The organism is Microcosmobacter mediterraneus (assembly GCF_031846265.1).
GTDB lineage: Bacteria > Bacteroidota > Bacteroidia > Flavobacteriales > Flavobacteriaceae > Microcosmobacter > Microcosmobacter mediterraneus.
In genome coordinates this window covers 491,088-505,118 of sequence record NZ_JAVRIA010000001.1, presented here as the reverse complement: position 1 = coordinate 505,118, position 14,031 = coordinate 491,088, and the positions used below count along the sequence as shown (strand labels likewise).

Below are 14,031 nucleotides of genomic sequence, written 5' to 3'. Positions count from 1 at the left end.
TTTTTAACAACTAACAACATTGTGATATTTAAGCGTTTTAGCTAAATTTGCACCAAAGATTTCAAGAGTATGCAAACCAATCCTGACTTAGATAAAAACTTGTCTTTTGAAGATTTCAAAATAGAAATCTTAAACGATTACAAGATTGCTGTCACGTCTAGAGAATGTAGCCTACTAGGACGCAGAGAAGTTTTAACAGGTAAGGCAAAATTTGGAATCTTTGGTGATGGAAAAGAAATTCCTCAGCTAGCTTGGGCCAAAGCTTTTAAACATGGAGATTTTAGATCTGGCTATTACAGAGATCAAACCTTTATGATGGCTATTGGAGAACTTAGCATTCAACAATTTTTTGCTGGTTTGTACGCCAATACAGACTTAGAAGAAGAACCAATGTCTGCTGGTCGCCAAATGGGTGGTCATTTTGCAACACATAGTTTAGATGATAATGGGAACTGGAAAGACCTCACAAATCAAAAAAATTCTAGTGCTGACATCTCTCCTACTGCAGGACAAATGCCTAGATTACTTGGTTTAGCTCAAGCTTCTAAAATATACAGAAATGTAAAAGGGATTGACACTACCAATTTTTCAGATAACGGAAACGAAGTTGCTTGGGGAACTATTGGTAATGCTAGTACAAGTGAAGGTTTATTTTTTGAAACTATAAATGCCGCTGGAGTATTAGAAGTGCCAATGGTTATGAGTGTTTGGGATGATGAGTATGGAATTTCTGTGCATGCAAAGCATCAAACAACCAAAGAAAACATTTCAGAAATATTAGCAGGTTTTCAAAGAGAAGAAGGTACTAATGGTTATGATATCTTAAAAGTTAAAGGTTGGGATTATGCCAATTTAGTAGAGACATATCAAAAGGCTGGTAAAATTGCTAGAGAAGATCATACACCAGTTTTAATACATGTTACTGAATTAACGCAACCGCAAGGTCATTCTACTTCAGGATCACACGAACGTTATAAATCTCAAGAACGTTTACAATGGGAGAACGAATACGATTGTAATGTAAAATTCCGTGAATGGGTTTTAGCTAACGGATTCTCTACTGAAGAGGAACTCAAAAACCTTGAAAAAAGTATTAAAAAACAAGTACGAAATGGTAAAAAAGCAGCATGGTCTGCATTTATAAATCCTATAAAAGAGGAACAAGAAGAATTAATTGTACTATTAAATGCAATTGCTGAGACGAGTAGTAATAAAAACTTTATTAATAAAATTGCTAATGACTTAGCAATCATTGATGAACCAATACGTAAAGATGTTATTTCCTCAGCACGTAAAGCTTTACGCTATATCATAAATGAAGATTCTGCTGAAAAAGCAAATCTTCAAGATTGGATTAAGAATTACATCTCAGTAAATGAAAATCGTTATGGATCTTATTTACACAGTCAATCTGATAGCAATGTTTTAGAGTGTTTTGAAGAACTTCCTACCTATGATGTTAATGCAGAGGACGTTGATGCACGTTTAATTTTACGTGATAATTTTGATGCCATTTTTTCTAAATATCCAGAAGCTTTAGTTTTTGGAGAAGATGCAGGACATATAGGTGATGTTAACCAAGGCTTAGAAGGATTACAAGAAAAATATGGTGAGTTGCGAGTAGCTGATGTAGGTATTAGAGAAGCTTCTATCTTAGGCCAAGGGATTGGTTTAGCCATGCGAGGTTTAAGACCAATAGCTGAAATTCAGTATTTAGACTATATACTGTATGCTCTGCAAATTATGAGTGATGATTTGGCCACTGTACAATATAGAACCAAAGGTCGACAAAAAGCACCTTTAATTATTAGAACAAGAGGTCATCGATTAGAAGGTATTTGGCACTCAGGCTCTCAAATGGGTGGACTTATTCATCTACTAAGAGGTATTCATATTTTGGTGCCTAGAAACATGACAAAAGCTGCTGGTTTTTATAACACTCTTTTAGAATGTGATGAGCCTGCATTAATTGTAGAATGTCTTAATGGATATCGATTAAAGGAAAAAATGCCTAATAATTTAGGCGAATTTAAAACACCTATTGGTTTAGTAGAAACCATTAAAGAAGGTACAGACATTACTTTGGTCTCTTATGGTTCTACTTTACGTCTTATTGAAGAAGCTGCCAGAGAATTACTTCAGGTAGGAATAGATGTTGAAATTATAGACTGTCAATCGTTATTACCATTCGATCTCAATCATGATATTGTAAAAAGTATTACTAAAACAAACCGTCTTTTAGTTATTGATGAAGATGTTCCAGGTGGTGCTTCCGCTTATATTTTGCAGGAAATATTAGAGCGTCAAAATGCCTATGAGTTTCTAGATAGTAAGCCACATACTTTAACTGCAAAGCCACATAGACCAGCTTATGGCAGTGATGGTGATTATTTCTCAAAACCCTCTACAGAAGATATTTTTGAAAAGGTTTATAGCATAATACATGAGGTAAATCCTGAAGATTTTCCTGCGTTATATTAATTGTTTATCAATTATTTTCAGGAGATATTTAGAATTGGTTGTTTAATAGACAAACACTAAAATCTTACTCATGAAAAAATTATTTAAACTATCACTTTTAGCCTTAGTTGCATTATTGTTCGTACAATGTTCTAACGATGACAACACTCCAGATAATCCACCAATCCAGGAAACAGTAACAGATGCAGATGGCAATGTTTATAACACCATTACTATTGGTAACCAAACCTGGATGTTAGAAAATTTAAAAACTACTAAATATAATGATGGTTCACCGATAACTGAATGGGTTTTTGGAGAATCTTGGGGAAGTTTAAATAATCAGCAAGACTTCTATCAATGGGCTGGAACTGACGATTTAAGTAATATTCATGACGAAGAATTACCTTTCGACTATTATGGTGCTATGTATAATCATTTTGCTTTAGAGAGCGGAAAGTTAGCACCTCAAGGCTGGCGTATTCCTTCTAAACAAGATTTTATGGAGCTTGAAAATTATTTAGCTGAAAACGGATTTGCTGGCAATGTTGCACAAGCTTTAAAATCAGAAACAGGCTGGTCAGAATTTAGTGGAAGCGGAAGCAATGCATCTGGATTTAACGGCCTGCCAAATGGCTATGTGGCTGCTGGAGGAACAGCAACTGCCTCCGAAGCTATTTGCTCTTGGGTAACATCTGATGTTGCAGATGGCGCAGTCAACTCTTCTTTAACTAGAACATGGGTACAACTTTTCGATGAAACTGACATACTATATTCAGACACTTCAATTGTTTTAGGAGCTGCAGTTAGATGTATAAAAGAATAATCTTTTAGGCTTAAAATACAATTTGAGACCACATTATACTTTGGTCTTTAATAAACATTTGTAATTTTAACGTTCAAGTGACTTAGACTTGAACGTTTTTTATGTTTCCTGATTTTAACCTCTACAGCACACCACTACTAGTTCTTGTAATTCAAGGCTTAATTTTTGCATTTCTTTTGTTGTACAGATACAACGACAAAAGAAATCCATCTGATTTATATCTTGGACTAATTCTCTTACTAACATGTTATAGTCAAACTTGTTATACAGTAGGTTTTATGGGTTGGTATAATGAATTTAGAACTACAAAAATCAACTACTTTCTTTATAATATTGGTATCGCATTAGCACCAATGATATATCTCTATGTGAAATCCATTACAACTTCAAACTTTAAATTTAGACGAAAAGATTGGTGGCATTTTGCTCTTGCTCTAAGCTTTGTTATTTATAGAATAAGTATATACACTTATGATGCTCTGCAACCAGGTTTCAATGAAACACAGAATGGGTTTTTAAAAATTAATCTCGATGAAGCTTACATTCAGCCCATAATGAGCTACGTCGAATTTCCTTTTATGCTGCTGTATTTGGCTTTCACACTCCAATTATTTTATAATTACAGAAAAAAGATTCAGCAGTATTTTTCAAATACATATCGATTGGAATTAAATTGGATTCTTAGTTTTTTAATTCTTTTTACACTATTGTTCTTATATGGTACCATTCAAACTGTAATTGGCCAATATATCGATTTGAATTATCAGCAGCGTTGGTGGCTTAATCTATTAACTGCTCTTGTAACTTTATATGTTGGTATAAGGGGCTATTTCACAGACACAACTAAACTCAATAAATTAGATTTTAGCTTTTCACCAAGTACCAAAAGCATACCTGATAGTGAAGATACATTTGAATTTAAAAATATTTCTCAAGAAGATATAGACCATATAAAGTCCTTAATGGAAACTGAAAAAGCTTACCTCAATCCAGAATTAAATTTATCTGATTTGGCAAAACAAGCCAATATGACTCGTGCACAATTATCTGAGATAATCAATTCAGGCTTTAATAAGAACTTTAATGACTTTGTTAATGGATACAGAGTTAATGCATTTAAAAGCATGCTTCAAGAAGGCAAGCATAAGCAGCTTTCGCTACTTGGCGTTGCCTTTGAATGTGGTTTTAATAGTAAAGCCACCTTCAACCGTGTATTCAAAAAAATTACAAACTTCTCTCCTACCCAATACCTCAATTCAGAGTTAAATTAAGACGTCTCATATCGTATTTGGTACGTCTTAATACAGTTTAAGTCGCCTAAACATTTATTCTATCGCAAATTTGTATCAAACAAAACGATAACAATAAATGCAATACTTATGAAATCAATTTTAAAAAAATTAATCACTCCTGTCTTACAAAAACACTGGATTAACGATTTAATAATCGCAATTCCAAGGATATTATCCGGATTGTTTTTAACCACAATGTTTGGGGCAGACAAATTTGGAATGCCTTGGACAGCTGATAGTCAAAACCTTAATTTTTTTGAAGTCTCAGCTTGGTTCCCAAAAGATGTGGCCGAATTTGGTGGCATTTTTGCTATGGCACCAATATTCTTTGCATGGATGGGAGCATTTAGTGAAGCTGTTGGTGGCTTGTTCTTAATGTTAGGTTTTAAAACCAGAATAGCCTCATTCTTAATAATGTGTACAATGCTTGTTGCAATTTTTATGCAGAAATGGAATCAAGGCCTTTGGGCTATGCTCCCAGCAATGGGCTTTCTTTGGGTAGCATTATACAATCTAATTCTCGGCTCTGGAAGATTTGGTTTAGATTATCTCATTTCAAAAAAATTAAACACTAAAAATTAAAATTATGAAAACAATACTTAGGCTTATAATAATTACAATGGCTTTAAATCTTTCTAGTTGCGTACAAGAAACGCATATAAAACATTTAACACTTAAAGTAGATATGAGAAGTGTAAATGACTTTAATAGCGTTGGAGTAAGAGGCTCAATGACAGATAAGCAATGGCAAGAAACACTTCCGCTTATAGACAATAACAATGATAGTATATATGAAATTACACTCTCTGAAAAAACTGCAATCAATAGTATAGAATTCAAATTTGTAATTAATAACTCTGATTATGAATTAAAAGGATATGACAACAGAGTCATCAATTTTGAATATAAACCTGAAACGATTATTTATGAAACTATATTCAACAACTCAGAAGCCACTATTACTAAGAATTAGAGTATCACTTATTCTAATCCTATGTCTTTTCGCTTTTAATATTACTAGTGCTCAAAATGATAAACATGAATCAAAAAATATTCAATGGATCAATTTTAAAATTAAAAACAATTCAAAAAACAGAAATCATTTTGTAGTAAAAGGGCCTAAGGCAGAGGGAAGTAAGTTTGGGTATGGATTCCCTATGATGCCTTACGAAAAACGGAAAGAAAAATGGTCAGTTGGTACTAAAATTTATAAAGAAAATAAACTAGGCTTCAGGAAATTATTAGTAACAATAACAGCAAATGATGAAGGTAAGGTGGTAAATTTATTTAAATAACATAAAATCATTTAGTCATTAAACCATCACAGTTGTGATGGTTTTTTTATATTTAACAAATAACTTAACCCCAAATGCTATAAAGTTAAGTTATAAAAATTATGCTGTTATATTTTTATAGCATTTAGTAATAGATTTAACTTATTAAAAGGAAAACATAATGATTAAAAAAAACTTTAACGATTTAGCTCTCTTAATATTAAGAGTTGGTTTTGGTGGTTTAATGCTAACTCATGGTATTCCAAAACTTTCAAAATTGGGAGATAGTCCTATAGAATTTCCAGATCCAATTGGAGTCGGTGCAACTTTATCATTAATTTTAGTATTAATTGGTGAAGTCCTAGGACCTGCACTTATCATTATCGGTTTTAAAACAAAACTAGCTGCAATACCTGCTACTATTACCATGTTGGTTGCTGCTTTTGTAGTACATCTTAATGATGATATCGCAACTAAAGAGAAAGCGCTGCTCTATCTCATAGCATTTTTAGTGATATTTTTGGCTGGACCAGGAAAGTTCTCACTTGATAAAAAGTAATGGGACAAAAACAAAAACTCATTACAAGAGATTGGTTGGCAATAGAACGTACTAAGTTAGCAAATGAAAGAACATTTCTTGCTTACTTTAGAACATTCATCGTTTTTTTAGGAACAGGTATTACTATTCTAAAACTTGAATTGTTTCAAGATTTAAAATCATTTGGAATTGTTTTAACAGCTTTATCACCTATTCTACTAATAATTGGAATTGTTAGATTAGTTAGTGTTAAAAAGAAAATCAGAAATCATTACTCAGATTAAATCAAATTTTTGTTTACTGCAATACATTGTTTGGCATGAGTTGGCTCTTGTTTGTCGAAATTTATTGTATAAGATTCTAATGTGTCTTTGATTTGTATAAGAATTATAAAACAAAGAATTATGAAAACTTCAAAATGTATTATTATCGTTCTTATTCTCCTTCTTATGCAATCATGCATCATGAAATCTTTAAATCCGTTTTACAAAAAAGAAAGCATCGTTTATAATGCTTCTCTCATTGGCGAATGGAAAGACTCTAAAAAAGGAAAATGGCAAATAGCATCATTTAAAGAAGAGTTTGAAAAAGAAAATAGTGGACAAGAATACCTTAATAATGAAGATAAAGAGTCTTTGGAAAAGTACAAAGATGGCTATATAATATCTTACACTAAATCTGATAAAGAAGCCATATTTATTGCTGTGCCTTTTAAAGTAAATGAACAGCTTTATATAGATTTCACACCCTTTTATTATGAAGATGATGACTTAAACAACCTGTTATCACAGCACTTACTTAAAACTCATTCTGTGGCAAAGTTAATTGTAAATACTAGTGAAATAAGCTTTTCATTTCTAAGCGAAGAAGTAATGAAAGACATCTTTAAAGAGAATAAAATTAGGTTAAACCATACTAATACAGGAATTGATGATAATCTGCTACTTACAGCAAACTCATCAGAACTACATAATTTTTTAACAAAGTTTGATAAACTCGATATAGAAAACAAATGGAGAAGTAGTGATGTTTTTAATTTGAAAAAAATAAATGTACAACCTTAATCAACTTGTAAAGCCACCTACACGCCACAATATCATTGTATTTAATTTGGTATTGTGGTTTGTTGTGTTCTGGATTTTACTATTTATTTTCTCTAAAACTTCCAAACCCATAAAAATAGATTATATCTATACAGCAGGTTTCATTTTTACTCTAATTTCTCCTGTACTACTTAATTTTTACATTTTAATCCCAAAGCTTTTAAAACGTCAACGTTATCTGCTTTATATTCTTGGATTCATTGCCAACATTGCTATTTGGGAGCGGCTTCATTCATGGCTTTTTAGAGATACTTTAGACGCTATTTTTAAGGACTATTTTTTTGTCTCTTATCATTCTAACACCAGTATTACCATTATCTTTATTGTTGTACTAGTGGTTACAGCATTCGTAAAACTTACGGAGGATTGGATTTACTACAATGCAAATGAGAGTAAGCTTCTTCGTGAAAATAATCAAATCATAGAATCGCAATTGTTAGCTCTACGCTCTCAAATAAATCCTCATTTTTTATTCAATTCTCTTAATGTTATATACAGTATGGCAATCGAAGAAAAAAAAGATATAAAAAGCGCTATTTTACAATTATCTGATATTTTAAGATATATTATTTATGATGCTGACACCAAAAAAGTGCCTCTTAGCAAGGAAATAGAATTACTATCTAATTATATTGAATTTCAAAAATATAGGACTCACAATATAAATACAGTTCGTTTTAATACATCTGTAGATAATGAAACGTTTCATATTTATCCGATGCTACTTTTGCCAATTGTTGAAAATGCTTTTAAACATGCAGATTTCAGTAAATTAGGTAAAACTATTACACTAGATTTTATTCAAAATAAAACTGATTTTATGTTTAGTGTCTCCAATCCTATTTCCGAAAATAACTCAACTGAAACTGTAGACTTTTATTCTGGTTTTGGTTTAGAAAGCATAAAAAAGAATTTAGAGATAGTTTACCCAAACCAACATTTACTTAACATAACATCCGAAAATACTAAATTTAAAGTTGAACTTAAACTATTTAACTTATGATCATAAATTGTCTTATCATAGATGATGAGCCTTCTGCGCAATCTGTTATTAAGCATTTTATAAGTGATGTGAGTTTTCTAAAGCTTAAAGGCGTCTGCAACTCTGCTTTAGAAGCAATAGATGTCTTAAATGATAATAAAGAAATAGACCTTATTTTTTTAGATATTAATATGCCAAAACTTTCTGGCTTAAGTTTTTACAAATCACTACAAAATCCACCTAACGTAATTTTTACTACAGCTTATAGTGACTATGCACTTGAAGGTTTTGAGGTAAATGCTATAGATTATCTATTAAAACCATTCTCTTTTGAACGTTTTTTAACTGCTGTGAATAAACTAAAAACTGCTATAAAACATGAAAAATCTAATCAAACTGAATCGCTTATCATTAAAGCAAATAAAGTATTACATAAAGTAAATACAAAAGATATTATTTATATTGAAGCTTTCGGAGATTATATAAAAGTACATTTACGAGATGAATTTATTCTAACTAACAGCACGTTTAAAAATATGCTTAATCAACTACCAAATGAATTATTTGTACAAATACATAAATCATTTTCAATAAATTTAAACTACTTAGAAATTATTAAAGGTAATACCGCACAGGTTCAAAAAAAATCGTTACCAATAGGGCAATCTTATAAGGCTAAATTATTAGAACGATTAAAAGAATAAAACTACCTAATTAACTTTTTATATTTAATGCGCTTTGGCATTAAATCTCCTCCAAGTCGTTTCTTTTTATTCTCTTCATAATCGCTAAAACTTCCTTCAAAAAAATACACTTGACTATCGCCTTCAAAAGCCAAAATATGTGTGCAAATACGATCCAAGAACCATCTGTCGTGAGAAATAACAACAGCACATCCAGCAAAATTTTCAAGCCCTTCTTCTAAGGCTCTTAATGTGTTGACATCAAGATCATTAGTAGGTTCGTCTAAAAGCAATACATTACCTTCTTCTTTGAGCGTCATTGCAAGATGCAAACGGTTTCTTTCACCACCAGAAAGTAGATTTACTTTCTTGTTTTGTTCGCTACCCGAAAAATTAAATCGACTTAAATAGGCTCTAGAATTTACCTGCTTACCTCCCATCATTACTAACTCTTGTTCATCACTAAAGTTTTGCCAGATGGTTTTGTTAGGATCTATGTTAGAATGTTTTTGATCTACATAGGCTAACTTAGCTGTATCTCCGACTTTAAACTCTCCTTTATCCGGAGATTCTTCTCCCATTATCATCCTAAATATTGTGGTCTTACCAGCACCATTAGGTCCAATTATACCAACAATTCCAGCTTGTGGCAAATTGAAGTTTAAATCATCATAAAGTAATTTATTATCATAACCTTTTGCAACATTAACAGCTTCAATGACATTAGTTCCTAATCTTGGACCATTTGGTATATATATTTCAAGCTTTTCATCAAGTTGTTTTTGATCTTGACTCATCAGCTTATCATAATTCTTCAAACGTGCTTTCTGTTTGGTCTGACGACCTTTAGCACCTTGTCTTACCCATTCTAACTCGCGTTCTAAAGTCTTTTGACGTTTTGAAGCAGCTTTACCTTCTTGTGCCATACGTTTAGATTTCTGGTCTAACCAAGACGAGTAATTCCCTTTCCATGGAATCCCTTCTCCTCTATCAAGTTCTAAAATCCAACCTGCTACATTATCTAAAAAGTATCTATCGTGTGTTACAGCAATTACAGTTCCTTTATACTGCGCTAAATGATGCTCTAACCAGTGTACAGATTCTGCATCCAAATGGTTCGTAGGTTCATCCAGTAGTAACACATCTGGTTCTTTTAAAAGTAATCTACATAAAGCAACACGACGCCTTTCACCGCCAGAAAGTACACCAATTTTTTTATCACCATCTGGAGTGCGCAATGCATCCATGGCAATTTCTAATTTAGTATCAAGTTCCCAAGCATTAGCTGCATCAATTTGATCTTGTAGCTCTGCCTGGCGATTCATCAGCTTTTCCATCTTATCGGGATTACTATACACCTCTTCTAAGCCAAACTGATCATTAATACTATTATACTCATCTAATATAGCTACGGTTTCTGCTGCACCTTCACGAACCACTTCCATGACCGTTTTTTCTTCATCTAATTGTGGTTCTTGTTCTAGATAACCTACAGAATAGTCTTGCGAAAACACAACATCACCTTGGTAATTCTTATCTACTCCAGCAATAATTTTAAGTAATGTAGATTTACCAGAACCATTAAGACCTAGAATTCCAATTTTTGCGCCATAAAAGAAGCTTAAGTAAATGTTTTTTAAAACTGGTGTGTTAGCACTTTGAAACGTCTTTGTAACACCAGACATGGAAAAGATTATTTTCTTATCATCGCTCATGTGTAATTAAATAAATTGATAGAATATATTAAACTCGACCTTTTAAGGCATTAAAAACCCAAGCAATAGCAAAGAATCCAACACCAACAGCTCCAAAACCCCATCCTGCAACTTCATCATATCTAAATGCGCCAAGTGCAATTAGTCCTAATCCTACTATTATCATAATAGTTGTAGCCCAAGCCAAAACTGTATTTTTATTCATTGCCATAATCTCAATCTTAATTTTTTGATAGTTAGTCGAAACACAAATATCGTGTTTTTTAAATAAAAAAAGCATCCCATTAAGGATGCCTTTTGCAAAAAACGAATCGTGTTTTATTTTACAGGAACTTCAATAATCACTAATTCTGAATGTTTAGTCGCATTAATAGAGACTCTTTCTGTTTCAGTTATACCTAAAGCATCCCTATTAGCCAACTTAATATCATCAATTTTAACCTCGCCATCTACTAGGAAAACATAGATTCCATTTTGCTTAGATTTTAATTCTACATCTAATGATTTACCTGATTCTAGGTTAGCTCTATAAATATAAGCCTGCTGACTTATTGGTAAAGCTTCTCCTTCTAATTTGTCCTTAGGAGCTACAACTGTTTGTAGTCTATTCTTCTTGTCTTCTTCAGAGAATTGACGTTGTTCATAATTTGGCTCTACGCCTAGTTCTTCTGGAAGAATCCATAGTTGCAAGAAGTTAACTTCGTCTGTTTTACTGTCGTTAAACTCTGAATGGGTTAATCCTGTTCCTGCTGTCATAACTTGAACTTCACCAACTTCTATAGCACGTTTATTTCCCATACTATCCTTGTGAGATAAAGCACCTTTTAAAGGAATTGATATGATTTCCATATTTTGATGTGGATGCGTTCCAAATCCCATTTTAGGTTGTACTACATCGTCATTTAGAACTCGTAGTGCTCCAAAATTCATGCGATCTGGATTTTGATAACTCGCAAAACTAAAGGTGTGATTCGATTTTAACCATCCATGATTAGCAAATCCTCTTGTTTCTGATTTATGTATTACAGTTTTCATAGTTTCTATTTGTTTTTATAATTAAGTTAAAATTATTTAGATTCTTCGCTTCGCTCTGAATGACAGCGTTATTAATTACGTGGTAAAAAACCCATTTTACCCATTTGAAAATCTCTCATTGCTTCTAACAACTCTGTTTGAGAATTCATAACATAAGGGCCATAAGTTGCAATCGTTTCTTTTAAAGGTTCGCCTGATAAAAACAATAGCATGCTGTCTTTTTCAGCCTTAATGGAAAAACCTTCACCATCTTGGTTAAATTCCATCAATTGATTTTTATCTAATTCTAAAACTTCTTCGCCATTAACAGTGACTTTACCTTTTATGAGATAGAGTAATCCTTGATGCAAATTGGAATATGACCATGTTTGTTCTCCTCCATCTTTTGCAATAATCATAAATGCATTTACAGAAGTCTGTGTGGTAATCTTGCCAGGTTTACCATCAAAAGCACCAGCAATAATGCTCGTTTCTACTTTACCATCTTTAGAGGTTATCGCTGTAAACTCATCATTTTTAACGTGCTGATAGTTAGGTTGAATCATTTTCTTTTTGGCTGGTAAATTCAACCATAATTGAATACCCTCTAGCGTTCCACCTTTTCGAACAAAATCTTTGGTAGGACCTTCAGCATGGATGATTCCTCTTCCAGCAGTTGTCCATTGCACATCACCTGCCTTAACAACACTCTCGTGTCCTAAAGAATCTCTATGTAATTGCTCACCTTGAATTAAAAAAGTTACAGGCTCAAACCCTCTGTGTGGATGTGGTCCTAAATCAAAAGGATTGTCTTCTTCAGATATTTCAAATGGTCCGTAATGATGTAATAATACAAATGGATCTACCATCTCTATATGTTGTGTTGGAAACGGTTGTCTCAATTCTATAGGTCCCATATTTACAACATGACTCTTCCCTGCTCTTTTTATTGAATTTAGTTTCATTTTAAATTTCCTTTCATTATAAATAGTTTCCATGGAAACTATTTTATTAAAAAAATAGCTAGCGAATTTTATCAAGGAGATCACTAAGCACTCCTGCTTCTTCTTCAGTAAGATTATTTAAATAATCCTGCTTCATTTCTTGACTAATTTCGTCAAGTAAATTTAAACCAGAATGTAGAATTTCAATTTTAACTACACGTCTATCATCTTTACAATTAAAGCGTTGTATCAATGCTTTATCGCAAAGTTTATCCATAAGCCTTGTAGCATTTGGCGCGCGTTCTATCATACGTTCTTTAATAGTCTGAACTTTTAAAGGTTCGTTAGCACCTCGTAATATTCTAAGGATATTATACTGTTGTGGTGAAATGCCATAAGGTTTAAAAAATGCATTTTGCTTACTTGTAATCCAATTTGCTGTGTAAATAAGATTCAATAAGGCCTTCACTTTATTATTTGCAAAACGCGATTTAATATCTTTTGAAATATCTCCCATTAATAAAGTGCATTATCAAAAAGATTAATCTCTTCTAATAGCAAATTCTTTAATTCTTGGTTAATTATTTCACCGTTAGAAAAATTATCTCCAAAAGACGGTAAACTAAAACTACCAACAATATTTCCTCCCATAAAAGGAAAACGACCTTTAGCGATGTCTAGTACAGTAACTCCTCCTCTTCCTCCTGGTGAAGTTGCCATTAATAACATTGGTTTATCGCTCCACAATTTATTATCTATCCTCGACATCCAATCAAATAAATTCTTAAAAACAGTGGCATAAGCGCCATTGTGTTCGGCTAGCGATAACACGATTCCATCAGAGTGTTTTATTTCATTTAGAAACTTTTGCGCATTATCTGGAATACCGTGAGATAACTCGTAGTCAATACCATATAGTGGTAATTCAAAATCATTTAAATCTAACACCTCCACAGAAGCATTATCTACTAATCCTGAAGCATAAACAGCTAATTGTTTGTTTATTGAAGCACTACTATTACTTCCTGCAAATGCTATTATTTTTTTCATATTCTTATCTTTAATTATTAATTATAGTACAAATTTACAATAAATAATTTTATATTCCAAGGAATATATTTCCATAGATTATAATTTATAGAGAATTATTAATATTTAACAATATTTTCGATGAACTACACGTTCCAAATTTTTATTTTA

At 32.2% G+C, this 14,031-nt stretch carries 17 protein-coding genes; 11 read left to right on the top strand and 6 right to left on the bottom strand.

Annotated elements, in window-relative coordinates:
- Nucleotides 1–69: 69 nt before the first annotated feature.
- From RM697_RS02365 to RM697_RS02315, 11 genes are all read left to right on the top strand, one after another.
- Nucleotides 70–2,481 (top strand): alpha-ketoacid dehydrogenase subunit alpha/beta, encoded by a 2,412-nt coding sequence (locus RM697_RS02365; RefSeq protein ID WP_311426241.1) that lies wholly within the window; start codon nucleotides 70–72, stop codon nucleotides 2,479–2,481.
- A gap of 70 nt (nucleotides 2,482–2,551) precedes the next feature.
- Nucleotides 2,552–3,286 (top strand): FISUMP domain-containing protein, encoded by a 735-nt coding sequence (locus RM697_RS02360; RefSeq protein WP_311426240.1) that lies wholly within the window; start codon nucleotides 2,552–2,554, stop codon nucleotides 3,284–3,286.
- Nucleotides 3,287–3,387: 101 nt separating this feature from the next.
- Nucleotides 3,388–4,557, top strand: a complete 1,170-nt coding sequence (locus RM697_RS02355; protein ID WP_311426239.1) for a helix-turn-helix domain-containing protein — start codon at nucleotides 3,388–3,390, stop codon at nucleotides 4,555–4,557.
- Between the two features lie 108 nt (nucleotides 4,558–4,665).
- A complete protein-coding gene (locus RM697_RS02350) occupies nucleotides 4,666–5,160 on the top strand; it encodes a DoxX family protein (RefSeq protein WP_311426238.1) in 495 nt (164 codons plus the stop codon).
- A 4-nt stretch (nucleotides 5,161–5,164) separates the two neighbouring features.
- Complete coding sequence (locus RM697_RS02345) at nucleotides 5,165–5,551, top strand: hypothetical protein (protein ID WP_311426237.1); 387 nt, start codon at nucleotides 5,165–5,167, stop codon at nucleotides 5,549–5,551.
- The gene (locus RM697_RS02340; protein WP_311426236.1) at nucleotides 5,505–5,873 is read left to right on the top strand and encodes a hypothetical protein; all 369 of its coding nucleotides are present in this window, start codon (nucleotides 5,505–5,507) and stop codon (nucleotides 5,871–5,873) included. Before RM697_RS02345 ends, RM697_RS02340 begins: the two co-directional genes overlap by 47 nt.
- A 160-nt stretch (nucleotides 5,874–6,033) precedes the next feature.
- On the top strand, nucleotides 6,034–6,411 hold the full coding sequence (locus RM697_RS02335; RefSeq protein WP_311426235.1) for a DoxX family protein: 378 nt from the start codon (nucleotides 6,034–6,036) through the stop codon (nucleotides 6,409–6,411).
- On the top strand, nucleotides 6,411–6,674 hold the full coding sequence (locus RM697_RS02330; RefSeq protein ID WP_311426234.1) for a DUF202 domain-containing protein: 264 nt from the start codon (nucleotides 6,411–6,413) through the stop codon (nucleotides 6,672–6,674). Before RM697_RS02335 ends, RM697_RS02330 begins: the two co-directional genes overlap by 1 nt.
- 120 nt (nucleotides 6,675–6,794) lie before the next feature.
- Entirely contained in the window at nucleotides 6,795–7,454 is a 660-nt protein-coding gene (locus tag RM697_RS02325; RefSeq protein ID WP_311426233.1) for a hypothetical protein, read from the top strand.
- A complete protein-coding gene (locus RM697_RS02320) occupies nucleotides 7,441–8,496 on the top strand; it encodes a sensor histidine kinase (RefSeq protein ID WP_311426232.1) in 1,056 nt (351 codons plus the stop codon). The genes RM697_RS02325 and RM697_RS02320 overlap by 14 nt, the downstream gene beginning before the upstream one ends.
- Nucleotides 8,493–9,179 carry a LytR/AlgR family response regulator transcription factor gene (locus RM697_RS02315; protein ID WP_311426231.1) on the top strand — a complete coding sequence of 229 codons (687 nt, stop codon included), beginning with the start codon at nucleotides 8,493–8,495 and terminating at the stop codon, nucleotides 9,177–9,179. The genes RM697_RS02320 and RM697_RS02315 overlap by 4 nt, the downstream gene beginning before the upstream one ends.
- A gap of 2 nt (nucleotides 9,180–9,181) precedes the next feature.
- Here RM697_RS02315 and ettA read toward each other — a convergent pair whose 3' ends face one another.
- The 6 genes from ettA to RM697_RS02285 all read right to left on the bottom strand — a co-directional run bounded on the left by ettA (nucleotide 9,182) and on the right by RM697_RS02285 (nucleotide 13,881).
- The gene (gene ettA / locus RM697_RS02310) at nucleotides 9,182–10,873 is read right to left on the bottom strand and encodes an energy-dependent translational throttle protein EttA (protein ID WP_311426230.1); all 1,692 of its coding nucleotides are present in this window, start codon (nucleotides 10,871–10,873) and stop codon (nucleotides 9,182–9,184) included.
- A 28-nt stretch (nucleotides 10,874–10,901) separates the two neighbouring features.
- Nucleotides 10,902–11,084 (bottom strand): CAL67264 family membrane protein, encoded by a 183-nt coding sequence (locus RM697_RS02305; RefSeq protein ID WP_311426229.1) that lies wholly within the window; start codon nucleotides 11,082–11,084, stop codon nucleotides 10,902–10,904.
- A gap of 107 nt (nucleotides 11,085–11,191) precedes the next feature.
- On the bottom strand, nucleotides 11,192–11,908 hold the full coding sequence (locus RM697_RS02300; protein WP_311426228.1) for a pirin family protein: 717 nt from the start codon (nucleotides 11,906–11,908) through the stop codon (nucleotides 11,192–11,194).
- Between the two features lie 71 nt (nucleotides 11,909–11,979).
- Entirely contained in the window at nucleotides 11,980–12,885 is a 906-nt protein-coding gene (locus RM697_RS02295) for a pirin family protein (RefSeq protein ID WP_311426227.1), read from the bottom strand.
- 25 nt (nucleotides 12,886–12,910) lie between these two features.
- Nucleotides 12,911–13,348 (bottom strand): MarR family winged helix-turn-helix transcriptional regulator, encoded by a 438-nt coding sequence (locus RM697_RS02290; RefSeq protein WP_311426226.1) that lies wholly within the window; start codon nucleotides 13,346–13,348, stop codon nucleotides 12,911–12,913.
- Nucleotides 13,348–13,881 (bottom strand): NADPH-dependent FMN reductase, encoded by a 534-nt coding sequence (locus RM697_RS02285; RefSeq protein WP_311426225.1) that lies wholly within the window; start codon nucleotides 13,879–13,881, stop codon nucleotides 13,348–13,350. Before RM697_RS02285 ends, RM697_RS02290 begins: the two co-directional genes overlap by 1 nt.
- Nucleotides 13,882–14,031 lie beyond the last annotated feature (150 nt).